The organism is Streptomyces sp. NPDC007157, from assembly GCF_040634235.1.
GTDB lineage: Bacteria > Actinomycetota > Actinomycetes > Streptomycetales > Streptomycetaceae > Streptomyces.
In genome coordinates, this window is the sequence record NZ_JBEYFE010000011.1 from 24,940 (window position 1) to 46,404 (window position 21,465).

General features: G+C 72.9%; 21 protein-coding genes. 13 read left to right on the forward strand and 8 right to left on the reverse strand.

Annotated elements, in window-relative coordinates:
• Position 1: 1 nt before the first annotated feature.
• Positions 2-1,411, reverse strand: coding sequence for a ferredoxin reductase family protein (locus ABZ642_RS21250; protein ID WP_360486081.1), 1,410 nt, complete (start codon positions 1,409-1,411; stop codon positions 2-4).
• 290 nt (positions 1,412-1,701) lie between these two features.
• Here ABZ642_RS21250 and ABZ642_RS21255 point away from each other — a divergent pair, with 290 nt between their 5' ends.
• Both ABZ642_RS21255 and ABZ642_RS21260 read left to right on the forward strand, forming a co-directional pair.
• The gene (locus ABZ642_RS21255; protein WP_360486084.1) at positions 1,702-2,394 is read left to right on the forward strand and encodes a response regulator transcription factor; all 693 of its coding nucleotides are present in this window, start codon (positions 1,702-1,704) and stop codon (positions 2,392-2,394) included.
• A complete protein-coding gene (locus tag ABZ642_RS21260; protein ID WP_360486087.1) occupies positions 2,391-3,788 on the forward strand; it encodes a HAMP domain-containing sensor histidine kinase in 1,398 nt (465 codons plus the stop codon). The genes ABZ642_RS21255 and ABZ642_RS21260 overlap by 4 nt, the downstream gene beginning before the upstream one ends.
• A gap of 170 nt (positions 3,789-3,958) precedes the next feature.
• Here the strand turns inward: ABZ642_RS21260 and ABZ642_RS21265 are convergent, their stop codons facing one another.
• A complete protein-coding gene (locus tag ABZ642_RS21265; protein WP_360486090.1) occupies positions 3,959-4,747 on the reverse strand; it encodes a hypothetical protein in 789 nt (262 codons plus the stop codon).
• Positions 4,748-5,100: 353 nt separating this feature from the next.
• Positions 5,101-5,913 carry a class I SAM-dependent methyltransferase gene (locus ABZ642_RS21270; protein ID WP_360486093.1) on the reverse strand — a complete coding sequence of 271 codons (813 nt, stop codon included), beginning with the start codon at positions 5,911-5,913 and terminating at the stop codon, positions 5,101-5,103.
• Between the two features lie 269 nt (positions 5,914-6,182).
• Between ABZ642_RS21270 and ABZ642_RS21275 the strand changes: the two genes are divergently transcribed.
• Complete coding sequence (locus tag ABZ642_RS21275) at positions 6,183-7,100, forward strand: NAD(P)-dependent oxidoreductase (protein WP_360486096.1); 918 nt, start codon at positions 6,183-6,185, stop codon at positions 7,098-7,100.
• A 9-nt stretch (positions 7,101-7,109) separates the two neighbouring features.
• The gene (locus ABZ642_RS21280; protein ID WP_360486099.1) at positions 7,110-7,565 is read left to right on the forward strand and encodes an RpiB/LacA/LacB family sugar-phosphate isomerase; all 456 of its coding nucleotides are present in this window, start codon (positions 7,110-7,112) and stop codon (positions 7,563-7,565) included.
• Positions 7,566-7,567: 2 nt separating this feature from the next.
• Here the strand turns inward: ABZ642_RS21280 and ABZ642_RS21285 are convergent, their stop codons facing one another.
• A complete protein-coding gene (locus ABZ642_RS21285; protein WP_360486102.1) occupies positions 7,568-7,933 on the reverse strand; it encodes a DUF6479 family protein in 366 nt (121 codons plus the stop codon).
• Between the two features lie 294 nt (positions 7,934-8,227).
• Between ABZ642_RS21285 and ABZ642_RS21290 the strand changes: the two genes are divergently transcribed.
• Positions 8,228-8,590, forward strand: a complete 363-nt coding sequence (locus tag ABZ642_RS21290; protein WP_360486105.1) for a hypothetical protein — start codon at positions 8,228-8,230, stop codon at positions 8,588-8,590.
• Positions 8,591-8,942: 352 nt separating this feature from the next.
• Positions 8,943-9,296, forward strand: a complete 354-nt coding sequence (locus ABZ642_RS21295) for an SsgA family sporulation/cell division regulator (protein ID WP_360486643.1) — start codon at positions 8,943-8,945, stop codon at positions 9,294-9,296.
• A gap of 110 nt (positions 9,297-9,406) precedes the next feature.
• Here the strand turns inward: ABZ642_RS21295 and ABZ642_RS21300 are convergent, their stop codons facing one another.
• Entirely contained in the window at positions 9,407-10,108 is a 702-nt protein-coding gene (locus ABZ642_RS21300; protein ID WP_360486108.1) for a helix-turn-helix domain-containing protein, read from the reverse strand.
• Between the two features lie 226 nt (positions 10,109-10,334).
• Between ABZ642_RS21300 and ABZ642_RS21305 the strand changes: the two genes are divergently transcribed.
• Positions 10,335-10,709: a ferredoxin gene (locus ABZ642_RS21305; RefSeq protein WP_360486111.1), complete on the forward strand. Its 375-nt coding sequence runs from the start codon at positions 10,335-10,337 to the stop codon at positions 10,707-10,709.
• 174 nt (positions 10,710-10,883) lie between these two features.
• Here ABZ642_RS21305 and ABZ642_RS21310 read toward each other — a convergent pair whose 3' ends face one another.
• Together ABZ642_RS21310 and ABZ642_RS21315 are read right to left on the reverse strand one after the other, a co-directional pair.
• Positions 10,884-11,957, reverse strand: coding sequence for an alkene reductase (locus ABZ642_RS21310; protein ID WP_360486114.1), 1,074 nt, complete (start codon positions 11,955-11,957; stop codon positions 10,884-10,886).
• 310 nt (positions 11,958-12,267) lie between these two features.
• Entirely contained in the window at positions 12,268-12,933 is a 666-nt protein-coding gene (locus ABZ642_RS21315; protein ID WP_360486116.1) for a TetR/AcrR family transcriptional regulator, read from the reverse strand.
• Positions 12,934-13,190: 257 nt separating this feature from the next.
• Here ABZ642_RS21315 and ABZ642_RS21320 point away from each other — a divergent pair, with 257 nt between their 5' ends.
• Together ABZ642_RS21320 and ABZ642_RS21325 are read left to right on the forward strand one after the other, a co-directional pair.
• Positions 13,191-13,976: an SDR family oxidoreductase gene (locus ABZ642_RS21320; RefSeq protein ID WP_360486119.1), complete on the forward strand. Its 786-nt coding sequence runs from the start codon at positions 13,191-13,193 to the stop codon at positions 13,974-13,976.
• A gap of 274 nt (positions 13,977-14,250) precedes the next feature.
• Complete coding sequence (locus ABZ642_RS21325) at positions 14,251-15,381, forward strand: ABC transporter permease (RefSeq protein WP_360486122.1); 1,131 nt, start codon at positions 14,251-14,253, stop codon at positions 15,379-15,381.
• 63 nt (positions 15,382-15,444) lie between these two features.
• Here the strand turns inward: ABZ642_RS21325 and ABZ642_RS21330 are convergent, their stop codons facing one another.
• The gene (locus ABZ642_RS21330) at positions 15,445-15,945 is read right to left on the reverse strand and encodes a MarR family winged helix-turn-helix transcriptional regulator (protein ID WP_360486125.1); all 501 of its coding nucleotides are present in this window, start codon (positions 15,943-15,945) and stop codon (positions 15,445-15,447) included.
• A 230-nt stretch (positions 15,946-16,175) separates the two neighbouring features.
• On the opposite strand from ABZ642_RS21330, the gene ABZ642_RS21335 reads away from it, so the two are divergent.
• The 4 genes from ABZ642_RS21335 to ABZ642_RS21350 all read left to right on the forward strand — a co-directional run bounded on the left by ABZ642_RS21335 (position 16,176) and on the right by ABZ642_RS21350 (position 21,360).
• Positions 16,176-17,399 carry a Glu/Leu/Phe/Val dehydrogenase dimerization domain-containing protein gene (locus ABZ642_RS21335; protein ID WP_360486128.1) on the forward strand — a complete coding sequence of 408 codons (1,224 nt, stop codon included), beginning with the start codon at positions 16,176-16,178 and terminating at the stop codon, positions 17,397-17,399.
• Positions 17,399-18,235 (forward strand): hypothetical protein, encoded by an 837-nt coding sequence (locus tag ABZ642_RS21340; protein WP_360486131.1) that lies wholly within the window; start codon positions 17,399-17,401, stop codon positions 18,233-18,235. Before ABZ642_RS21335 ends, ABZ642_RS21340 begins: the two co-directional genes overlap by 1 nt.
• Positions 18,236-18,279: 44 nt before the next feature.
• A complete protein-coding gene (locus ABZ642_RS21345; protein WP_360486134.1) occupies positions 18,280-18,717 on the forward strand; it encodes a nuclear transport factor 2 family protein in 438 nt (145 codons plus the stop codon).
• Between the two features lie 201 nt (positions 18,718-18,918).
• Positions 18,919-21,360, forward strand: coding sequence for a hypothetical protein (locus ABZ642_RS21350; protein WP_360486137.1), 2,442 nt, complete (start codon positions 18,919-18,921; stop codon positions 21,358-21,360).
• Positions 21,361-21,465 lie beyond the last annotated feature (105 nt).

Here is a 21,465-nt window from a genome sequence, read left to right on the forward strand (position 1 = left end):
GCTACCAGGCGAACTCCTCGGTGTGGACGTCGTCCCGGTGGGCGCCGGCGCCGCGGGCGGCCCTGCGGACGGCGGTGATCCAGGCGGGCGGCCCGCAGACGTAGATGTCGCGGTGGACGATGTCGGGGACGAGGCTCTTGAGGGCCTGTGCGTCGTCGCCGGGGTGAGCGGGGCCTGCGGCCTGCCAGGAGGTGTCGGCTCGGCGGGGCCCGGGCAGGAAGATGAGCTCGACGCCGCGGCGGGCGGCGATCTCGCGGAGTTCGTCGACGAAGACGGCGTGCTGGTCTTTGCTGTAGCGGTAGACGAGCGTTGTCTCGCCGGGGGCGTAGGGGGTGTCTTCGAGCAGAGCGCGCAGGGGGGTGATGCCGATGCCCGCGGCGATCAGGAGCATGCGGGGCTGGGTGCGCCGGCGGGCGGTGAGCGTGCCGTAAGGACCTTCGATCAGTACGCGGGTGCCGGGGGCGAGGCGCGCGGCACGTTCGCTGCCGTCTCCGGCGGCCTTGACGGTGATACGCAGCCGGTCAGGGGTGGGGGCGGCGGAGAGGGTGTAGGGGTTGCCGCGGGACCAGCCGGGGCCGTCGAGGAAGCGCCAGACGAAGAACTGGCCGGAGGCGGTCTGCATCCTGTCCAGCCGGTGGCCCTTGAGGGTGACGGAGACCGCGCCGGGTGTTTCGGTGACCACCGACTCCACCCGCAGGCGGTGGTAGAGGGAGCGCCAGGCGGGCAAGGCGATGCGGTAGAGGAGGGTGGCGGCGAACGCGAGGCCGTACAGGCACCACCAGTAGTCGCGGGTCCAGGTCTCGTGGAAGTCGGCACCGTCGACGAAGGTGTGGGGGAACGTGGCGGCGATCCCGGCGTAGGAGTACAGGTGCAGCAGGTGCCAGGACTCGTAGCGCAGGCGGCGGCGGGCGGCGCGGATCGAGGTGACGACCACCATGGTCAGAAGGATGGTGCCAACGGTGGCGAACAGCATCCAGGAGTCGGTGATGAACACCCGCACCAGCGCGTCCAGCATCGCCGCGGGTTCGCGTACGGCGCGTTCGACGGCGAAGAGGACGACATGGGCGACCATCAGCCAGCACGAGGCGAAGCCGATCCAGCGGTGCCGGCGGGTCAGCAGGTCGTGGCCCCAGGAACGCTCGACCCAGGGGATCCGGGCCAGCAGAACGACCTGAAGGATCATCAGGTCGGAGGCCAGCAGGCCGGTGAGCAGGCCGAGCGAGCCCGTCGCCCGATCCGGGGTGGTGAGGCTGAGCGGGCCGCCCTGGTTCATCACCCACAGCGCGACGACCGCGACGGCGGAGAGGATCGCGAGGGCGCCGAGCGGGTCGGCCAGGGTGAAGCCCCGCCGGCCCCGGCGACGGCCGGGCGGCTTGCGGTGCGCGGGGGGCAGCACGGTGGACAAGGTCATCAGCGGGCTTCCTTCGGCACGGTGGGAATCGGGCAGAGCCCCGGAGACGGGGCGTGCACTTCACCCTGGCCACGGTTCTTGTGGCCGCTCTAAGGAACCCGTGCCACCACCGGTCGGCAGGAACCGCACACGCTGCCTGTGACCTGCGCGGATGGCGACGAGGCCAGGGGGTTGTGGCGATCGGGTGGGCCCGCGTGGTTCTTAGACTTCCTTGTCGTTCACCGCCGATCCTGGGAAGACGCAGCGGCATCCGGTTCCCGGTGGTGTCGGCGGGGAAGCCGAGGTGCTCTATGGCAGCGGGCCGCAAGCCGGAGGTCCTGGTGGTCGACGACGACCCCGGCGTACGCGAGGCCCTGGACCTGGGCCTGGGCCTGGAAGGCTTCACCGTCAGGCTGGCCGAGGACGGCGAGAGGGCGCTGGAGGAAGTCGCCGCCCGTCCACCGGCGGTGATCGTCCTGGACGTGACGATGGCGGGCCTGTCCGGCGTCGAGGTCGTCCACGCGCTGCGCGCGCAGGGCCGGACGCTGCCGGTGTGCATGCTCTCCGCCCGTGACGAGATCGACGACCGGGTCGCCGGGCTGGCCGCCGGCGCCGACGACTACGTCGTCAAGCCGTTCTCCGTCGCCGAGCTCGCCGCCCGCCTGCACGCCATGGTGCGCCTGCACGAATCCACCCGCACCCGCCCCCTGGTCGTCGGAGACGTGACCATCGAACCCGCCCGGCGTACCGCCTCCCGGGCCGGGCGGGAACTGCGGCTGACCACCCGCGAGTTCGACCTCCTGCTCGCTCTCGCCCATCGGCCCGGCCAGGTCCTCTCCCGTGCCCAGCTCCTGGAGCAGGTATGGGGTTACACCTGGGACGTCGACACGAACGTCGTCGACGTCTTCATCGGCTACCTCCGCAAGAAGCTCGAGGCCGACGGCCTGCCTCGCGTCCTGCAGACGGTCCGCGGTATCGGCTTCGTCCTGCGCACCGGCTCGTGAAACTCACCCCGCGCAGCCTGCGCTCCCGGATCACGGTCGCGGTCGCCCTGCTGGTGACGGTCGTCGTCGCGCTGGCCGGCCTGGTCATCGTCGCCCGGATCGACCACCGCGACCGCACCGACGTCGACCGGCAGCTCGCCGCCCGCGCGACGAAGGTCCACCAGGACGCCGGCAAACTCCTCGACCAGGGCGACCACACCGGAACCGGCAAGGAGGCGGGCGGGGACGACTACGGCGGCCTGCTGGCCGGCAGTCAGAGCCTGGTCCGCCTCTTCTCCGACGGGCAGGTCGTCGCCCAACGCGGCGAGACGCCGCCCACCCGCCTTCCCCTGCCGACCGGCGACGGCTACGCCACGGTTCAAACCGACGGGCAGACCTGGCGCTCCCTGACCGAACCCCTCGGTACCCAAGGAGACCGCCTCGAAGTCCTCCAGGACCTCGACCCGATCGAACGCCGCCTGGCCGACAACACCGTCATCGTCGCCGCCGTCACCCTCTTCGCGGCCCTCACCACAGCCGTGGGCGTCTGGCTGATCACCCGGATCGTCCTCCAACCCCTCCAACGCCTTCGGACCGGCGCGCTCGCCATCAGCGCCGGCACCACCGGGCCGCTGCCCGCCGCCACCCGGCCGCAGGAAGTCGCCGACCTCTCCCACGCCCTGAACACCATGCTCGACCAGCTGCGCACCAGCATGGAGGCCACCCGCCGCTTCACCGCCGACGCCGGCCACGAACTACGCACCCCCCTGACCAGCCTCGGCATGACCATCGAAACCCTCCAGCGCAACCCCGACCTCCCCGCCCCCCAGCGCAGCCGCGCCCTGGACGCGATGCGTACCGAGCACGGCCGGATCACCGCCCTGCTGACCGGACTGCAGACCCTGGCCCGCGGCGACGCCCACGCCCTGCCCGAACGCACCCCCGTCCACCTCGGCGAACTCCTCGACGAGGCCGTCGCCCACGCGTCCCGCCGTCACCCCGCCGTCACCTACCACCTGGCGGCCGCCACCCCCGCAACGGTGCTCGGCTGGCCCGCCGGCCTGCGCCTGGCCGTGGACAACCTCCTGGACAACGCGGCTCTCCACGGCCGCCCCGACGGCACCGTCGACATCCACCTCACCCACGCCACCGGCAGCGACACCGTGCGGATCACCATCGGCGACGACGGGCCCGGCATCCCGCCCGACCAGCGCCACGCCATGAAGGAGCGCTTCACCCGCGGCACCCGGACCCGTGCACCCGGATCCGGCCTCGGCCTGGCCCTCGTCGAGCAGCAGGCCCACCTCCACCAGGGCTCCCTCCACCTCGGCCAAAGCCCTGCCGGAGGGCTAAAGGCCCAACTCACGCTCCCGGGCGCCGACGAGCCGGGCCCAGGCGGGCAAGTGCACAGCTGACGGCGCTCCCACGGCCGGTTCCCGACGTTCCACGCGGTGAACCGCGGAGGCACGGTGAGCATCCCGCGCGCCACCCGGCTTTCGACGGCCGGTCCGTCCCACCCGAACGCGCCCCGACCCGGGGGCTGGTGGACCGGATCGAGGAGTGGGACGGCGGTCCGGGCGGTGCGTCAGCCGAGGCAGATGACCAGCAGACAGAGTTGCGGGGGCGGGGGCGAGGGCGAGGGCGAGGTCGCGGTCGGCGCGGGACTCGCCGTCGACGCCGGTGTGCTGTCGCCGGCGGTGGGGGTGGACGTGGGCGTGGCCGCCGGTTCCGACTGGGGGGCGGTGGTGCTGCCGGATGCCGCGGCCGCGGCCTGGGGCTGGCCGGCGGACGACGCCCTGGACGGCACCGACGTGAGGGTGAGCCGACGGGGCGTCGAGGTGGCGCGGGGTGTACCGGCGGTCTGCTCCTGCGGCGCGTTGGCGGTGGCCGTCGACCGGGCGGAGGGGGTGGGGTCCGGGGCCCGGTGGCGGCCGGTCGGTGCCGACGCCGACGGCGTGGGCACCGTGGCCTCCTCGTCCGCGACTCCCATGGTCGTGTTGTCCGGAGCGCTGGCCGCCTGCGCCCGGTCCGTGGACTGCCGGTCCAGGGACGCGACGGTCAGACCGCCGCCGACCAGCGCGACCGCGGTGGCCACCAGGGCACGCCGCTGGGTCTTCTTCCAGCGGGCCCGCTGACGGCGCCGGGCCGCCCGGCCGACCGACGCGGCGGACCCGGCGGGGGAACCGTCGTACGAAACCCCGGAGGCCTCTGCCCCCTCTTCCGTCTCATCCGTGTGGTCGTGCCAGGTGCTGTCCGCCGGGGGCCGCCAGGGCGTCACAACGGCGCGGGGAGCGATGTCCGGGGCGTAGGCGCCGCAACCGGGGCACGCGAGGGCGCCGTTGAGGTGCCGACGGCACGAGGAGCAGTAGTCCATCCGCGGTCTTCCTGACTCGACTGCGCCAACGGCGTCCTCGGCCGTGGCCTGATCTCGATCGCACGTGGGATCGAACGGCCAGAACGGTAGCGATCCTTTGGCCGGGCAGTGTGCAGCCTGTGTGCTGGTTCTGCGCAGATGCGATACCTGGCTACGACCGGACACGCGGAGTCACCGCCGTACGCGAACCGCGGTGGCCCCGCTGAAAACGCGGTACGCCGACGCGGATGCGTGCACCGCGCCGTGAGTCCGCGGGTTGCCAACAGGGGGACGACGACGGGACACACCGTGTGCGGAGAGCCTCGGGTCCCCGGCAGGAAGCAGGACTACGGGAGTCCGTCGCGCGCGGCGGGTCAGCCCGCGGTCTCCTCCTCGGGTCTGCGTCCCCAGGCGGTCAGCATGCCGGCGGAGAGCGCGGCGCACTCGTCGGAGGCCAGGTAGCGGACCGCAGCGTCGACGGCCGCGTCGTCGACCAGGCCGGTGGCGAGCATCGCCGCCCGGCTCCGCTCCCAGGTGTCCGCCCAGAACCGGCTGATGGGGCTGCCCGGCAGCAGCGGCGGCACGTGGATCTCGGCGGCGACGGACACCAGCCCCGCCCCCCGCAGCAGTTGCGGGTACGACGGCACCCAGGAGATGTCGGTACCGATGGTCGCCCGCAGCCCCTGCCACATCGCCCGCATCGCCATGGTGTACGGCGTGTCGGGCGTCCGGTCGCTCGTCAGGTCGACCGCGTCGCTGAGCACCAGCACCCCGCCCGGCTCCACGAGCCCGGCCAACGCGGTGATCAGGCGGTCGTGCTCGGGCAGGTGCATCAGCACGAAGCGCGCGTGGACGAGCCGGAACCGGCCGTGGACGGAGTCCGGGGCGGCGCTGATGTCGGCCTCCAGGACATCGAGTCCGGGCCGCTCGGTGAGGAACCGTACGTCCCGGTCCACGGCGAGCACGCTCTCCACCCCCGCCTCCTCCAGGAGCCTGCGGGAGACCGTTCCCGTACCGGCGCCCACATCGAGGCAACGCCAGCCCGGGCCGACCCCGAGCGCCCGCAGTCGGGCCATCGTGACGTCGTCGTAGACGAGGGCGCCGACGTCGATGCGCTCACCCTCGCCCGCCTGATCGGGCCGGAAGAAGGTCTCGCCGTAGCGGCCGCCGCCCGGAGCGGTCGTCATGCCGCCGCCGCGGTGCCGCCGGGACGGCGGCCGAGCCCGAGCGGCCGGAACGACGGGCTGTCGAGGAGTTTCATGGCCGGGCCTCTTCACGTGGTGATGCGGCCCGTCCCGAGGCGGCCGCACACCCGATCCTGCACCGACGACCGCCCGCACCCCCGAGGCGCGCCGCGCCTGACCCGATCGGCCTCACCTGTCGCCCGCGCCCGCGCCCGCGCGCCGTACAGTGCCGATGGCCCTCACCTTCCGTACGCCGACCAGGAGTTACGACGATGACGCAAGCGACCGGCAGCCCCGATGCGTCCCTGTACGGCTTCGTGGGGCTCGGCGTGATGGGGCAGCCCATGGCGCTCAATCTCGCCCGGGCCGGTACCCCGCTCGTCGTGTGGAACCGGACGGCCGACCGTGCCGAGGCGCTGCGCGCGGCCGGGGCTCAGCTCGCGGCGAGCGTCGAGGACGTCTTCGCACGCGCACGTGTCGTGATCGTCATGCTCCTCGACGAGGCGGTGACGGACACGGTCCTCGGCCGGGGCGGCCCAGGGTTCGACAAACTGGTCGCCGACCGCGTCGTCGTGTCGATGGGCTCGACGGCACCGGAGTACGCGCGCGGGCTGGCCGCCGACGTGCACGCCGCCGGCGGCCGGTTCGTCGAGGCCCCGGTGTCCGGATCGCGCAGGCCCGCCGAGGCGGGCGAACTGGTCGCGATGCTCGGCGGCGACCGGGACACGGTGGAAGAGGTACGGCCGCTGCTCGCCCCGATGTGCCGGGAGACCGTCTACTGCGGTGGGGCCGGCACCGGCGTGCTGATGAAGCTGGCCGTCAACCTCTACCTGAACACGACGATCGCGGCACTGGCCGAGGCCGTCCACTTCGCCCAGCGGCAGGATGTGGACCTGGAGACGTTCCGGGCCGTCGTGGACTCCGGCCAGCTCGGCAGCGGTGTGACCCGGGTCAAGGTCCCGATGCTCGCCACGCACGACTTCACCGTGCAGGCCGCCACTTCGGACGCCTACGCCAGCACCCGGCTGATCGCCGACGCGGCCCGCGCGGCCGGCATCGCCACCCCGCTCCTCGACCTGAGCAGCGACCTCTACGGCGAGAGCGTACGGCTGGGCAACGGCCGCCTCGACATGTCATCGGTCCTCACCGCGATCGAGGCCCGCACGGATGCCGCCCCGGACCGGCCCTAGGCTGTGGACATGCGGATCTCCGTCTCCTCCGACATGGACGAACCTGTCGCGCGTCTCCTCGTCGAGGAACTGCGCCGCCGTGGCCACGAGGTGCGCACATACGGCGCGCTCGAACCGGGGGCCGACCCGCAGTGGGCGGTCTGCTCGGAGACGGCCGCCCGCGATGTCGCCGCCGGCACCGCCGACCAGGCGGTCGTCTGCTGCTGGACCGGTACCGGCGCCTCGATCGCCGCGAACAAGGTGGCCGGCGTCCGCGCGGCCCTGTGCGCGGACGCGTACACCGCCGACGGCGCCCGCCGCTGGAACGACGCCAACGTCCTCGCCCTGAGCCTGCGCCTGACCTCGCAGCCGGTGCTCAAGGAGATCCTCGACGCCTGGTTCGCGGCAACGCCGAGCCAGGACGCCGAGGACCTCTGGAACGTGGCCCACGTCGGACGTCTCGACGCGGGCCGGGGGGCTGTCTAGGGTCAGTGGGCGCCGAGCCCGCCACCGCCGAACGAGCCGCTGCTGCCCTTGCTCCAGCGCGGCCGGTCCGTCGACGTGCTCGGCCTGGTCTGCTGATTGCTCAGCTCGTAGGGAGTGAGCGGACGGCCGCCCTTGGGCATCCGGGGGATCTCCTCCGACTCACGGTTCTCCCGGATCTCATGGACCGCGCCCTCCGGTGGCAGCTTGGGCTGCTCATCAGGGCGCGGCCGGGGCGACTCGCGGTACTTGACACGGTTGCCCAGCCAGAAGCCCCCGGCGAGCATCGCCAGTACGGCCACGGCCACTACGAACAGCACGAGACTCAACAGGCCACTGGGAGCCGCCAGCTCCATCGGTTCCGTACTCATAGCAAAGGGATACCCCGCCCGTAACGGTACGAACCGGACACGTTGGGTCGCCGGCCGTGCCCTGACGGTGCAAGTCGGGGCGTGTCACCTCGCCCGTGTTCGTTGCCGCCCGCGTCGGCCGTCCCTGGCGGCGTCCTGTGATGGGCTTCACCGTAAACATGAGGACCCCCTCGAGTACGCTGGGCAACGCCGAACATGAGGACCCCCTCAGGATCCCTCCCGCAGCTCGGCACCCGGCTGATCCGCCACTTGCGGAATCGCCGCACATCGCAAGGAAATGACAAGGAAATGACCATGAACAGGTGGATCAGGCGCGTCTCGGTCGCTGTCGCTTCTACGGCACTGGCAGGCGGAGCCCTTCTCGGAGCCGGCGGCTCGGCGTCGGCGGCGACGACCTCGGGACCCGCGGAGCACGCGCGGACCTCGGCCGCCGCCTTCGTTGCCGGCAGCGACCGTGACAGCCACCGCGAGGACGGATACAGGAGCGGTCACCACGGCGACCAGCACTTCTACCGCATGCAGGAAGAGCGTGGGGACGGCAGCCGCCTGTACGCCTGGGACGGGCACCGTTGGCAGGAAGAGGTGACGGCGCGGTCCGGCATCGGCGGCGACCGCTGGTACCTGGACCAGGTCGCCTGGTACCTGCACCAGCGCTGATGCGGCCGCAGGCCGTCACGGTCGGTTTGACGAGCCGCAGCGCCGTAGCCGGGGGACACGTCGTTGCGGCTCGTCAAGCCGACCGCTCGCCGGGCCGACATCAGGCCCGGTCCGATGAAATCGCCTCTTGGCCGAACGGGGCCGGCACGCGTGAACCGCGGGTGCCGCTTTCGCCTTCCGGCGCCTCTGATCGCGTCGGCGAGGCCACCACGTGCCGTGCCTCGAAGCACCCGGAAAGCGATCGCGGTGCCGGGCGAGCGGGATGCAGGAGTGAGGGACAGTGAGATCGGTCAGAACCGTGGCGTACGAGCTGCCCGTGGAGCTCGTCCTGTCACACGACCTGTCGGTGCCGATGTATACGGCACTGCGGTATGAGACGGATGACCCCTATGCCGTCCGCGCCGTCTTCCACCTTCCGGGCCAGGACCGAACGGTCGAGTGGTTCTTCAGTCGCGAGATGCTGGCTGAAGCCCTGACCGGGCGCACCGGGCAGGGGGGCGACGTGCACATGTGGCCGGCCGGCGACCCGGGACGCGACGTGGTGTTCATCGCTCTGCGTTCACCCGAGGGATCGGCCCTGCTCGAGTTCCCCGCGCAGGGCGTGAAATCCTTTTTGCGCGAGACGTGGTCCGTGGTGCCGCCGGGGTCCGAGTCCGGCCGGCTCGACCTGGACGCGGAGCTGGCACAGCTGCTGGCGGGAAACTGAACGCGTCCCCTGGAGGGCGACGCCCATCGCGGTGACGAACGGGCCCGGTGCCGACTTCGGCACCGGGCCCTCCGGTTGTCCTGTTGCTCGGCGGCCTCACCTGCCGGGGCTCAGTCCTCCTGGCACTCTCGGCACTCCTCTTCGGGGCACTCGAGAGTGGTGAGGGTCTGGTCGACCTGCCGGGCGGTCAGCGGAGGCTCCGGCAGCTCATGGGCACACTGCGCACGGAACGCGTCGAGCATCAGGTGAAGGTGGCGGCGCCAGGCGTTGGGGGCGACGGCACGGGTGGCCTGGATGATCCCGGCCTGGGACCAGATCACGAAGGCGAGGTCTGCCGGGGTGACATCGTCACGGAGGACGCCCTGCTCCTGCGCGTTGCGGAAGATCTGAGCGGCCCGTTCCTGCGCGCGCTCGAACATTCCCCTGCCGAGCGCGTGGACCGGTAGCCGGGCCGAGGCCAGGTCGTTGAAGGCGCGGTCGCAGGCCTGCAGTTCGCAGAGCTTTTCCAGGTAGTGGCAGAACCCTTCCCAGGCGTCGTCCATGGCCGCGGCTTCCTCGGCTGCGGCCAGCAGGTCCGTGAACTTCGCGGTGAAGAGCTCTTCGACCAGGTCGAGCCGGCGGGGGAAGTGCCGGTAGAGCGTTCCGATCGCGACGCCCGCCTCGCGGGCGACACCCTCCAGGGACGCGTCCAGCCCCTGCTCGGCGAAGGCCTTGCGGGCGGCGGCGACGATCGCGTCCCTGTTGCGCTGCGCGTCACGGCGCAGCGCCTTGGCCGGCGCCTGAGGCGCGGGCAGGACGTGCTGGTGACTCATGCCTCCAGACTAACATGAGGGGCCCCTCAAATTCAGGATGTGGCCATGCTCACGCCACGGAAGCATGCGGCTTGCGCACGCCACGGAAGCGGTGTCGGCAGGTCCTTGGAACCCGCGGCGGTGAACTTCCTCGAGCACCTCCGGTGAGGCGGCGGGTCGGCGGGCCGACGTCCCTGTAGCTCTCGGTGGCGGGTTTGCCGGTCGGGGCCTCGGCAACCCGGGGTGCATGACGTCGACGACTTCTCAACAGGAGCTGTACGGATACCTCGAGGATCGTTTCGCCTGCGCACAGGCCTGTACGGAGTGTGCTCGACTGTGTGCGCTGGGCGCCAGCGTGTTCGATCCGGAGGGCACGGTCGAACTGGAGCGGGTGCGCCGTACGGGCATCATGTGCGCCGAGGTGTGCGACGCGACCTGCCGAGCCCTGACCGACGAGAACGTCCAGGACGAGGCCGGTCTGCGCGTCCAGCTGGAGTGGTGCCGGACGATCTGCCTCCAGTGCGCCCAGGCCTTCGACACCCGTCCCGGCGCCGAGAAGAGCGCGGCCGCGTGCCGGGCATGCGCCGCGGCCTGCACGGAGTTCATGGCGGCACTGGGCTGAACGCCTTGGCCCGTCCGCTTGGTGCCACCGCCGCGGGGAGCCGAGATGCCATCTCCTGAGACGCCGATTCGCCGACACGGTCGACCGTCGTCCTCGCCAGGTAGGGCCGGGGGCTCCCGCGCCGCGACGCCCTGGGGGCAGCACGTCGGGCGCCGCGGGGAGCCGGGGCCGGGGTCAGTCGAGGGTCGGGTAGTCCGTGTAACCGGTGTGGTCGCCGCCGAAGCTGGTGGCGCGGTCGGGAGTGTTGTAGGGGCCGCCCCGGGCGAGGCGGGCGGGCAGGTCCGGGTTGGCGAGGAAGAGGGCGCCGTAGGCGATGAGGTCGGCGGTGCCGTCCTCGATCAGCGCCAGTGCGTCCGCCCCGGTGGGCTCCATGCCCGTGAAGGGGTTGAGGACGAACGTGGTGGGCCAGGCCTTGCGCAGGCGCAGGGTCAGGTCGCGGATCTCGGGGGCTTCCATCTGGTGGAGGTAGGCGAGGTTCAGGGGAGCGAGGGCGTCGACGAGGGCGGTGTACGTGGCGTCGACATCGGTGCGGTCGCTCTCGTCGATGTCGTTGTACGGGTTGCCGGGGGAGATGCGGAAGCCGGTCCGGTGGGCGCCGATGGCCTCGGCGACGGCCTTGGCGGTCTCGACGGCGAACCGGATCCGGCCCTCGGGGCTGCCGCCCCACGCGTCGGTGCGGGTGTTGGAGTTCGGCGCGAGGAACTGGTGGATGAGGTAGCCGTTGGCGCCGTGCAGTTCCACGCCGTCGAAGCCCGCCTCGACGGCGTTGCGGGCCGCGTCGGCGTAGTCCGCGATCGTGTCCCGGATCTCGTCCTTGCTGAGCTCCTTCGGCGTGACGAAATCCTGCGGACCGGCGTGGGTGTAGACCTGGCCCGCGGCCTTGACCGCGGAGGGGCCGACGGGGGTGCGGCCCATCAGGGACGGGTGGCCGACGCGGCCGGTGTGCATCAGCTGGAGGTAGACGACCCCGCCTTCGGCGTGGACGGCGTCGGTGACCTTGCGCCAGCCGGCGATCTGCTCGGCGGTGTGGATGCCGGGAGTGTCGGGGTAGCCCTGGCCGATCACCGACGGCTGGGTGCCCTCCGTGACGATCAGGCCGGCCCCGGCGCGCTGGGCGTAGTACTCGGCCATCAGATCGGTCGGGGTGTTGCCCTCGCCGTAGGCGCGGGAGCGGGTCATCGGCGCCATCACGATCCGGTTGGCGAGGCGCCTGCCGCCGAGTTCGGTCGCTTCGAAGGCCTTCGGCATGATCATCATCCTTGGTTCACGGGAACACCGGCCGCTGAGGGCGGCCGCTTGCGGGAACAGGGCTCGGCGTGTGACGGTCGGCCCTCACTCGAGCCATTTACTGTCCGAACAAGTAAATGCCGTGATCACTTCCAAGGGTGACGTGTGGCGTGGGTCACCTTTGGGTGGCAAGGGCTGCGCTACAGGCCTGCGAGAGCCATTGAGCTGCGCGTTTTCATGCCGGGGGGATCTTGCTCGCGCAGGGTGTCGGAATCACCTCTGCCGCGAGAGAGATAAATGGTCGGCAAATGTTGCCGCCGTGTCGGGAGGCTCAGTCGCTCTCGGCGCCCGTGTGCAGATGGACGGTGATGTCCTGATGCGTCGGGGAGGGCGGCAGCGCTCGGGGGTCGTTCGGGCGCAGGCCGTCCACGAAGATGCGCACATGGCGGGTGGCCAGGGCCTTGGCCTGTGCCGCGGGCAGGTACGGCATGGGGCGGCAGACCAGCGCCCCGGTGGTGATCAGGTCCATGTGCGTGACATCGGACCGGATCGCGCCCCGTGAGCGGGCATGGCTGAGCACCTCGTCCAGGAGCGGTGCGATCCGGCCCTGGAGTTCGACCGCGTCGGGGCTGGTGGCGACCGGCCCGCCGATCAGGGGGAGTACGAGCGTGTCCCGTTCGTCGACCAGGCGGAGCAGGAACCCCTCGACGGCGGCCAAGGGGTCCTGCGGAGCGGTGTCCACGGCGCGGCGAGCAGCCTCGGCCACCGTGGCGAACCCGTCGAGGACGACCTGCTGGACGAGGGCCTCCCGGTCGGGGAAGCGGCGGTAGAGCGTGGCGATGTTCACGCCGGCGCGGCGGGCGATCTCGTCCAGGGGGGCGGCGGTGCCCAGTTCACGGAAGGCGGTGCGGGCGGCGGCGAGGATCTGATCCCGGTTGCGGGCCGCGTCCGCCCGCAGCCGTGGTCTGCCGCTGTCGCCAGGGGTGCGGGAAGCCACCGTGTGCCCGTCCTTTCTCGACCGCGCCGACCGGCCGTGATCATCGCGCCTCGACGCGTCGAGATTACGCCAGTCGGATTCCCGTGACGCCATAAGCGAAGGATTTCCTGCGTTTGATGTTACGGTGGGCGTGCCGTCGTAGGCCGACGACGTCCGGACGCACACTCCCGGGCGCGGTGCACGCTCCCGTCGGGTCGGGGCGCCGCGGCCGTTGCCCACAGAGACAGTCGCCGACGTTTCCTTGGAGAAGAGCAGTGGTGTCATCCGCGCAGAAGGCACGATTCGAAGGCAAGGTGGCGGTCGTCACCGGTGGCAGCCGTGGCATCGGCGCCGCTGTCGCCAGGCGACTGGTCCAGGAGGGCGCGGCGGTGGCCATCGGCTACCGGGGCAACCAGGAGGCCGCGGCCGCCCTGGTCGCCGAGCTCGGTGACGGCGGTGGTCGGGCCGTCGCCGTCCAGGCCGACGTGGCCGACCCGGAGCAGACCGGAGCCCTGATCGAACGGGCGGTCGCCGAGTTCGGCCGGCTGGACGTGCTCGCGTCCTGTGCCGGTATCGAGCACTTCGACGCGCTGGAGAACATCACGTCGGCCGACTTCGACCGTGTCTTCGCGGTCAACACGCGCGGGCAGCTGTTCGCGGTCCAGCACGCCGTCCCCCACCTGGGCGCGGGCGGCCGGATCGTGCTGACCTCGTCGGTGAGCGCGTCCAAGGCGTTCTTCGGGCACACGCTGTACGCCGCGAGCAAGGCGGCGGTGGAGTCGATGGTCCTGAACCTGTCCGCGGAACTCGGACGCAAGGGCATCGCCATCAACGCCATCGCTCCGGGCGGTACCGCCACGGACATGGCCCGCGAGAACGGCGCGAGCTATCTCCACCCCGACCTGGCCGGGAAGCAGGACCTGTCCGAGTGGCTGCAGGTCGGCGTCGCGCTGCGGCGGCTGGCGGAGCCTTCCGAGGTCGCCGCCGGATACGCCTTCCTCGCCTCCGCCGACGCGGCCTACATGACCGGCCGCACGCTGCAGCTCGACGGCGGGATGTTCTAGGACGGCGGGATGTCTGGACGGACAGCCGGCAGAAACAGCAACGGCGAACCCGCCCCGCACCCCGACCCCTCAGCGGCAGGCCACGAAGCCCCGGCGCTCCGCCCGACCCCGGAGGCCCACGAACGCCCAGTGCCTCGCGCGACCTCCGAAACCACGAAGCCCCGGCGCTCCGCCCGACCCCGGAGGCGGAGGCCCACGAACGCCCAGCGCTCCACCTGACCTCGGGACACCACGAAGCCCCAGCGCCACGCCCGACCCCGGAAAGCTCTCGCCCATGCACCACGGCATACCGCCCTCAGTCAGCGTGCCGCCCCAGGCGGCCCCGTACCCCCCGGGTGCCGACCCCGCGGCCGATCACGTCCGGCACGCCAGGCACGCACTGGTCGACTCCGAACCCGGACTGCCCGCCCCGGTGCTCGCGGCGGCCGCCGGTACCCGGAAGGCGATCCTCGTGCCGGTGCTCACCGCGCTGGCGATAGGCACCGTGTTCGTCGCCGTGTACCTCGCGGCCTTCCACGCCCCGTCCGCCCGCCACCAGCCCGTCGGCATCGCCGCCTCCGACAAGGTGGCCGCGCACACCGAACTCGCCCTCAACAACGCGGCCCCGGACGGGTACACCTTCTACCGCTACCCGGACGCCGCGGCCGCCCGCCGGGCCGTCACCCACGACCAGGTTCCGGCCGTCCTGGTCGCCGACGGCCGGGGCACGCGCCTGCTGGTCGCCGGCGCACAGGGGCCGTCCACGGTGTCCAGCCTCGCCACGGCGCTGACCACCGCGGTCGGCAAGCCGGTTCCCGTCAAGGACGTACTGCCCCTGGCGGCGGGGGACTCCCGCGGACTGTCGGTGTTCTACGCCTCCTTCGGCGTCGTGCTCGCCGGCTTCCTCTTCGCCCTCTCCTCCTACCAGATAGCGCCACGCCTGGGGCTCGCCGTCCGCGTCGCCTCCATGCTGGTCTTCGCCGCCGCCTCGGGCTTGATGGTGGCACTGATCGGGCACAGCGCCCTGAGCGCGCTGCCCGCCCCGTTCGCGTGGGTCGCCCTCGTGGTGGGCCTGCTGGCCTGGGCCGCCGCCGCGGCCGCCGGAGTGCTGCTTCGGGTGTTCGGGCCGCTCGGCATGCCGGTCGCCTCCGTGGTGCTGCTGATCCTCGGCAACGCCACCTCCGGCGGCATCCTGCCGACCACCTTCCTGCCCGCCTGGCTCTCCCCGCTCGCCTCGGTCCTGCCGCCGGCCGCGGCGGTACGCGGACTCCGGGGCGCGGCCTACTTCCACGACGCGCATCTCACCGGCGCCGTGACGACCCTGGCCGCCTGGGGCCTGGGCTGCCTCACCCTCCAGTACGTACTGGACCGGGTCGCCGCCCGTCGTAGGCCGGCCGGTTCCGCGGCCCTCGCGGTCGCACGCTGACGGCCCGTCATCCTGTCCTCGGAGACCGCCCGGCCTCGCCGCTGATGTTCGCCCCGTTCCCGGTCAGGTCTGCTGCGACGTGGCGCGGGCGAGGCTCTCCTCGATGCGGTTCAGGACTTCGACGGCCTCGGCCTGCCGGGCCGGGGTCATGCCTTCGGCGACCCTGGCCTCCAGGTCCGTCCAGACCTGCTCCACCTCACCGCGCAGGGCGTTGCCGGCCGCCGTGGGCTCGATGATGGAGACCCGTCTGTCGGTGGCGCTGGGGTGCCGGCGGACGAAGCCCGCGGTCTCCAGCCGCCGGACGGTACGGGTCATGGTGGCGGCGTCGGAGCCGAGCATCCGGACCAGGTCGGTCTGCCGCTGCGGGCCCCGGTCCCACAACTGCATCATGACCAGTTCCTGGCCGGGGTGGAGCCCTACCCGGCGCAGTAGTTGGCCGGCCAGCATGCGGTGCAGACGGGCCACGCGGAGGATCGCGTGATTGAGCGTGCCGGCCGCGACCGAATCCGGCATGGGCACGTCCGCCGGGGCCGTGGTTCCGGCGCTGGGCTCCGGCTGGCTCATGGGGTTCCTCGCCTGACCTGTGCGTTTGATCGAACAGGGAGAGGCTACCGCGCGGCGGGTCCCCAAGAGGGGCGCCGGCCATGCCCCGGAATAGGGGACTGCCCAGTGATCCACGGCCGGAACTACCGTCGGAGCGCGCGTGAGTGGCCGCTTCCGGGTCTTCCACGACCGCCGGTGGCGCGCTCCGTGGTCACTCCTCATCGGCTTTCCCCAGGTAGGAGCCCATCGCCGTGAACAGCGGTCTTCTCACCCCGCCCGCGGCCCGTGCCGGCGGCGCGGTACCCCGACCCCCCGAAGCGTCACTCACCTGGACCGACCCCGTCACGGGACGCCAGGGCTTCCTCGTCATCGACCGGCTCGTGCGGGGTCTGGCCAGCGGCGGCCTGCGGATGCGCGAGGGCTGCCGTCCCGAGGAGGTCAGGGAGCTGGCGGCGGCGATGAGCGTGAAGGAGGCGCTGCACTACGACCCCACGGGCCGCTACCTTCCCATGGGCGGCGCAAAGGGCGGGATCGACTGCGACCCGCTCAGCAGCGAGGCGCGCGGCGTGCTCTCCCGCTTCCTCGCCTTCATCCGGCCCTACCTGGAGAACAACTGGGCGACCGGCGACGACCTCGGCACCACCACGGAACTCATCGACGAGGTGCTCGGCGAGCTGGGTGTGGACGGCTGCATCGCCCCGGTCGTGCGCACCCTCGACGATCCCCCGGCGGCGCGGAAACGGTTCGCCGACGCGTTCGCCGTCGAGGTCGACGGCATCGGACTCGCCGAACTGGTCGGCGGCTGCGGGGTCGCGGAGGCGGTTCTCACCGTCCTGGACCGGGACGGGGTCTCCCGGACGTCCGCCACCGCCGTCGTCCAGGGCTTCGGCGCCATGGGCGGCTCCACGGCCCGCTTCCTGCACGAGGCGGGGATCCGGGTGGTCGGGATCTCGGACGTCCACGGCACCGTCGCCAACCCGCGCGGCCTGGCCGTCGAGGACATGCTGCGCCACCGCCGGGCGTACGGCGCCATCGACCGCGGCCGGCTCGGTCCGGACGACGTCCTGCTGGAGCGGGACGCCTGCCTGTCGCTCGCGGCCGACGTGCTGGTCCCGGCCGCGACCTCCTACACGGTCCACGAGGCCAACCAGGACCGGGTCGCGGCCCGCTACCTCGTGGAGGCGGCGAACCTGCCCGTGACCGCGGGCGCGGAGGAGATGCTCCGCGCCCGCGGCTGCGTCGTCCTACCCGACGTCGTCGCCAACTCGGGCACCAACGCCTGGTGGTGGTGGGTGCTCTACGGCGATGTCGCCCCGACCGCCGACTCCTCGCTGTCCAAGGTCCGGGGAGCCCTGCGCGACCTGGTGACGGAGACGCTGAAGCTCGCCGAGGACGCGGTGTGCACGCCTCGTCAGGCGGCCCGCTACCTGGCCGACGCCAGACGCGACGTGCTGCTGAGCCGGACAGGTGCCTGATGGGCACCACACTGCTGGCCGCCGTGGCGGCGCTCGGCTGGGGCGCGGCGGACTACTGCGGCGCCCGGGCCTCGCGGAACGTGCCGGCCGCGCGGGTCGTGTTCCTCTCCCAGGTGCTGTCCCTTCCGGTGATCGCCGTCTGGCTGGCGGCGACCGCCGAGCACGGGCCCGAACCGACCGCCCTCGCCTGGGGGTTCGGGGCCGGCGCCCTCGGCCTGCTGGGGCTGGTGCTGCTCTACCGGACGCTGGCGGCCGAGGGAATCGTGCTGGTGGCACCCGTCACGGCGGTGACGGTGGCCGTCGTACCCCTGGTGGTCGGACTGGCCGTCCAGACGGCGCCCGGCCCGCTCGCGCTGTGCGGGGTCTGCTGCGCGGTGCTCTCGGTCGCCCTGGTGAGCCGGGCCGGGCGGATCCGGCAGGCCACCGTCGCGACGCGCACGCTGCTGCTGGCCCTGGCGGCCGGCGGAGCGCTCGGACTCCAGCTGGTGTTCATCTCCCATCCGGGACCGGACGCCGGCCTGTGGCCCCTGGTGGGCGCCCGCGCCGTCTCCATCCTGTGCGTGGCTCCGGGCGCGCTGCGCGGGTGGCCGAAGGCGGGCGGCGCGCCCGTGCCGTGGCTGCCCGTGGTGCTGGCCGGGGCGCTCGACTCGGCCGCGTTCGCCTTCTGCCTGTTCGCCACGGACCAGGGTCTGCTGAGCGTGGTCGGACCGATCGTGTCCCTCTACCCGGCGGCCACCGTGGTGCTCGCACTCGTACTCGACGGCGAACGCGTGACGGTGCATCAGGCGCTCGGGCTGTTCCTGGGCGCCGGGGCGCTGCTCCTCGTGGCCGTCTAGCACCGCCCCCGCCCATTCCCTTCCTCCTCCGGAAAGACACCGACATGAGCGACGACCAGAAACAGGTGCTCCAGGCCGCCGACGACCTCGTGGCCGCCTACGCCGAGGGACGCCTCAACGACTACTTCAAGACCTTCGCCCCGGACGCGACCTTCGTCTTCCACACCGCCGAGCAGCGCATCGAGTCCGTCGCCGAGTACCGGCGGGTCATGGCGCGCTGGATGCTGGAGGACGGCTTCCGGGTGCTGAACTGCCTGTCCTACGACCGGATGCTCCAACTCTGGGGCGACACCGCGGTGTTCACCCACTCGGTCGAGACCCGGATCTCCACCGACGCCGGCGAGGAGACCCTCCACGAACGGGAGACCATCGTCTTCCGCCGGGAGGCCGACGGCCGCTGGCTCGGCGTGCACGAGCACCTGTCACCGGCCGCCGCCCCAGCGCTCGACCCGGACCCGCCGGTACCGGGCGATCCGGAGTAACCGCCGGCGGCGAACCGATCTTGCCGGCCATCCGTAGCTGTATGCGGAGGCGGCCGGGAACCCGCGCGGCCGACCCGTCGCAGCGGGGACCGTCACCACGGCGGACCCCCGCACGCGGGCGGCGGTGCACCGGAGGGACGGCAGGCCGCCCATGGACGTACGCCCGCGCAGGGCGGCAGGCCGTCACGGAAGGAGCAGTTCATGTCCCGCTGGGGCACTCTCTTCACGCGCTTGGCACCGGGCCGGGGCCAGCAGCCCGACGGCACGGCGGGAGAGCTCGACACGCCCGTCCTCGTCGACCGGTACGACGGGCTGACGCTGCTGCGCCCCACCGAACAAGCCGTCCCCGGCCCGGACGACGTGGCCGAACTCGCCCGGTCACTGGGCGCCGAAGGGGGCCAGACCGTCGCCACCGTCGTCGTCGGCGTGGACGGCCCGGTGCCGCCCGCGCTGTGGACCCGGCTCGGCGACGTCCTCGACAGGCTCCGGGAGAACGGTACGACCACCCTGCGCCTGGTCGTCTCGGGAGCGGGCAGCGGGGGCGCCGACCGGCCCGCGCTGGCCCAGCGGATCGCCGACGCCTGGGGGTTCGGCGTGATCGCCCCCGAGGGCAGCGCGCTGGTCGTCCCCGGCGGCACCCTCTTCGTCCCCGACCCCGCCGAGCCGTCCGGCGGCTGGCAGCTCTTCCAGCCCGGCACGGAGCCGACACCGCTCGGCGCCCGCCATCCGGCCCCCGGCTGGCAGCCTGCCTTCGCGGCGCTGCCCGAACGCACCGCCGGCGGATACACCGTCCGCCCCGTCCCCAGCGGTGTGCTGCTCCAGCCTCCGGGAACCCCGCCGCCCGCCCCCGGTGCCCTGTGCTACGCGGTGCCCGTCGACACCGGCCGCCCGACCGTGCTGGTCGGCGTGCCGGGCCCCGGCGGCGGCGCCCGCATCCCCGCCGACGACCTGGCCGCGCTGCTCGCCGCGCTGCCGCCCGCGGTGCGCGCGCGGATCCGCGTCGCCCCCGGCGCCGAAGGTGACCTGCTGCCCGCCGTCCAGCAGGTCACCGACGCGCTGGACATCGAGGTGGAGGTGCTGACCGGCCCGCCCCTGGCGGCCCGGGTCGCGATACCGGACGACGCCGACGCCGACGCCGACGCCGTTCCCGGGTCGGTCCTCGTCGACGGCTCGGGCCGGCCCACCTGGCGGCCCTATGTCGAAGCCGTGGTCTGCCGCCCCGCCGCGTCCGGCGACGACGAGTCCGCCGGTCCCCGGCTGCTGCGCTGGCGCTCCCCGGTGCCCGACGTCCGGGAACAGGACGCCGGAGTGGTCCCCCTGTCGGAGCGGTGGCAGGTCACCATGACCCGGTCCGGGCTCGCCCTCGGACCCGTCGGACAGCCCCTGCCGCTCGCCGACCGACCCGTGCTCGCGGACCAACTCGCCGTCGAGATCGGCCCGTCGGACCAGCCGCTCGACGAGACCTGCTGGTCGGCCCTGTCGCATGTGCTCGACTATCTCGATCCCGAGGCACGCGAGTACGCCGTCCTGCACGCCCCCGGCCGCTCGGCCGAGGAGAGCCGGATGCTGCGCCGGCTCGCCGTGCAGCACGGCGTCCGGATGCTGTGGCCGCCGACCGCCGGCGCCGACCCGGACGCCCTGCCCGAACCGGCCGCCGACGCGCAGGCCGCTGTCGCGCCCGCTGGGGAGGCACCCGCGCCGGACGGGTTCTCCCGCTACCGCGAGCGGATCGGCGGCATCGTGCAGGCCGCCAACGGGGGCCGGTACGACGACGCCACGGCCCTGGCCACCGCGCTCGAACGCGAGGCGTTCACCGCCCACGGCTCGGAGCACCCCACGTCACTGCAGATCCGTCAGATCAGGGCGCACGTGATGCGGCTCGCCGGACACAACGCCCTCGCGGCGGACCTCTACCGGCGGGTGGCGTTCAGCCTGCTGGTGACCGCCGGTATGGACAGCGTGGACGCGGAGCAGGCCGCCGGCAACGCGGACGCCTGCTGGCGGGACACCGCCGACATCGCCCTCGCCCTGCGCATCGCGCCGTCGATCATCTCCCTGCGGCAGAAGGTGCCGGGCCCGAACGACCGTTGGCTGCGCGCCGCGGAACGGTACCGGGAGCAGTTGGAGGCCGCGCACGCCACTCCGCCCGCACCGCATCTGCCGTCCGCCGTTCCGGTCCCGGTGACGACCCCGCCGGCGGCCCACGACCACCACCGGACGCCTCCGGCGATCAGCGCCCACCGGCCGCGCGCGGCTGCCGACGAGCCGCGGCCGCCGCAGACTGTTGGCGGGTCGCGGTCGTCTTCGGCTGTCAGCGAGCCTGAGGCGCTTGCGGCTGCCGGAGGGCCGCGGACGCCTCCGGCTGTCGCCGAGTCGCGGATGCCTCCGGCCGTCGTCGAGGCGCGGACGCCCTCGGCCGTCGCTGAGCCGCGGACGTCTCCGGTAGCCGGCGATGCCACTGCCGCTGCCACCGGCGCTGCCGCGCGGGTGCGGCGGGGGGTTGCGGAGCGGGAGCTCTTTCCGGTGGTGGCGGCCAGGCAGGCGAGGAACACCGGGGTCCTGTCGCCGCAGTCGTCGGTCGTCGGCCGGGGCGACGAGGCCGTGGCCGCCACCTCGTGCTCGGCCGTGGCGGGTCGTTCCTGATGCGGAACAGACCAGGAACGGGTGCGCGGTGCCGTGGCGGGCGAGGCGGAAGCCCCCGACCGCGCGCCGGACGCCCGTACCGGCGTCGTAGCCCGCACCGCGCCC

Coding starts and splice junctions, on each gene's coding strand:
- ABZ642_RS21250 (WP_360486081.1), bottom strand. CDS start 1,411: ATGACCTTGTCCACCGTGCTGCCCCCCGCGCACCGCAAGCCGCCCGGC.
- ABZ642_RS21255 (WP_360486084.1), top strand. CDS start 1,702: ATGGCAGCGGGCCGCAAGCCGGAGGTCCTGGTGGTCGACGACGACCCC.
- ABZ642_RS21265 (WP_360486090.1), bottom strand. CDS start 4,747: ATGGACTACTGCTCCTCGTGCCGTCGGCACCTCAACGGCGCCCTCGCG.
- ABZ642_RS21270 (WP_360486093.1), bottom strand. CDS start 5,913: ATGACGACCGCTCCGGGCGGCGGCCGCTACGGCGAGACCTTCTTCCGG.
- ABZ642_RS21275 (WP_360486096.1), top strand. CDS start 6,183: ATGACGCAAGCGACCGGCAGCCCCGATGCGTCCCTGTACGGCTTCGTG.
- ABZ642_RS21280 (WP_360486099.1), top strand. CDS start 7,110: ATGCGGATCTCCGTCTCCTCCGACATGGACGAACCTGTCGCGCGTCTC.
- ABZ642_RS21285 (WP_360486102.1), bottom strand. CDS start 7,933: ATGAGTACGGAACCGATGGAGCTGGCGGCTCCCAGTGGCCTGTTGAGT.
- ABZ642_RS21290 (WP_360486105.1), top strand. CDS start 8,228: ATGAACAGGTGGATCAGGCGCGTCTCGGTCGCTGTCGCTTCTACGGCA.
- ABZ642_RS21295 (WP_360486643.1), top strand. CDS start 8,943: ATGTATACGGCACTGCGGTATGAGACGGATGACCCCTATGCCGTCCGC.
- ABZ642_RS21300 (WP_360486108.1), bottom strand. CDS start 10,108: ATGAGTCACCAGCACGTCCTGCCCGCGCCTCAGGCGCCGGCCAAGGCG.
- ABZ642_RS21305 (WP_360486111.1), top strand. CDS start 10,335: ATGACGTCGACGACTTCTCAACAGGAGCTGTACGGATACCTCGAGGAT.
- ABZ642_RS21310 (WP_360486114.1), bottom strand. CDS start 11,957: ATGCCGAAGGCCTTCGAAGCGACCGAACTCGGCGGCAGGCGCCTCGCC.
- ABZ642_RS21325 (WP_360486122.1), top strand. CDS start 14,251: ATGCACCACGGCATACCGCCCTCAGTCAGCGTGCCGCCCCAGGCGGCC.
- ABZ642_RS21330 (WP_360486125.1), bottom strand. CDS start 15,945: ATGAGCCAGCCGGAGCCCAGCGCCGGAACCACGGCCCCGGCGGACGTG.
- ABZ642_RS21340 (WP_360486131.1), top strand. CDS start 17,399: ATGGGCACCACACTGCTGGCCGCCGTGGCGGCGCTCGGCTGGGGCGCG.
- ABZ642_RS21345 (WP_360486134.1), top strand. CDS start 18,280: ATGAGCGACGACCAGAAACAGGTGCTCCAGGCCGCCGACGACCTCGTG.
- ABZ642_RS21350 (WP_360486137.1), top strand. CDS start 18,919: ATGTCCCGCTGGGGCACTCTCTTCACGCGCTTGGCACCGGGCCGGGGC.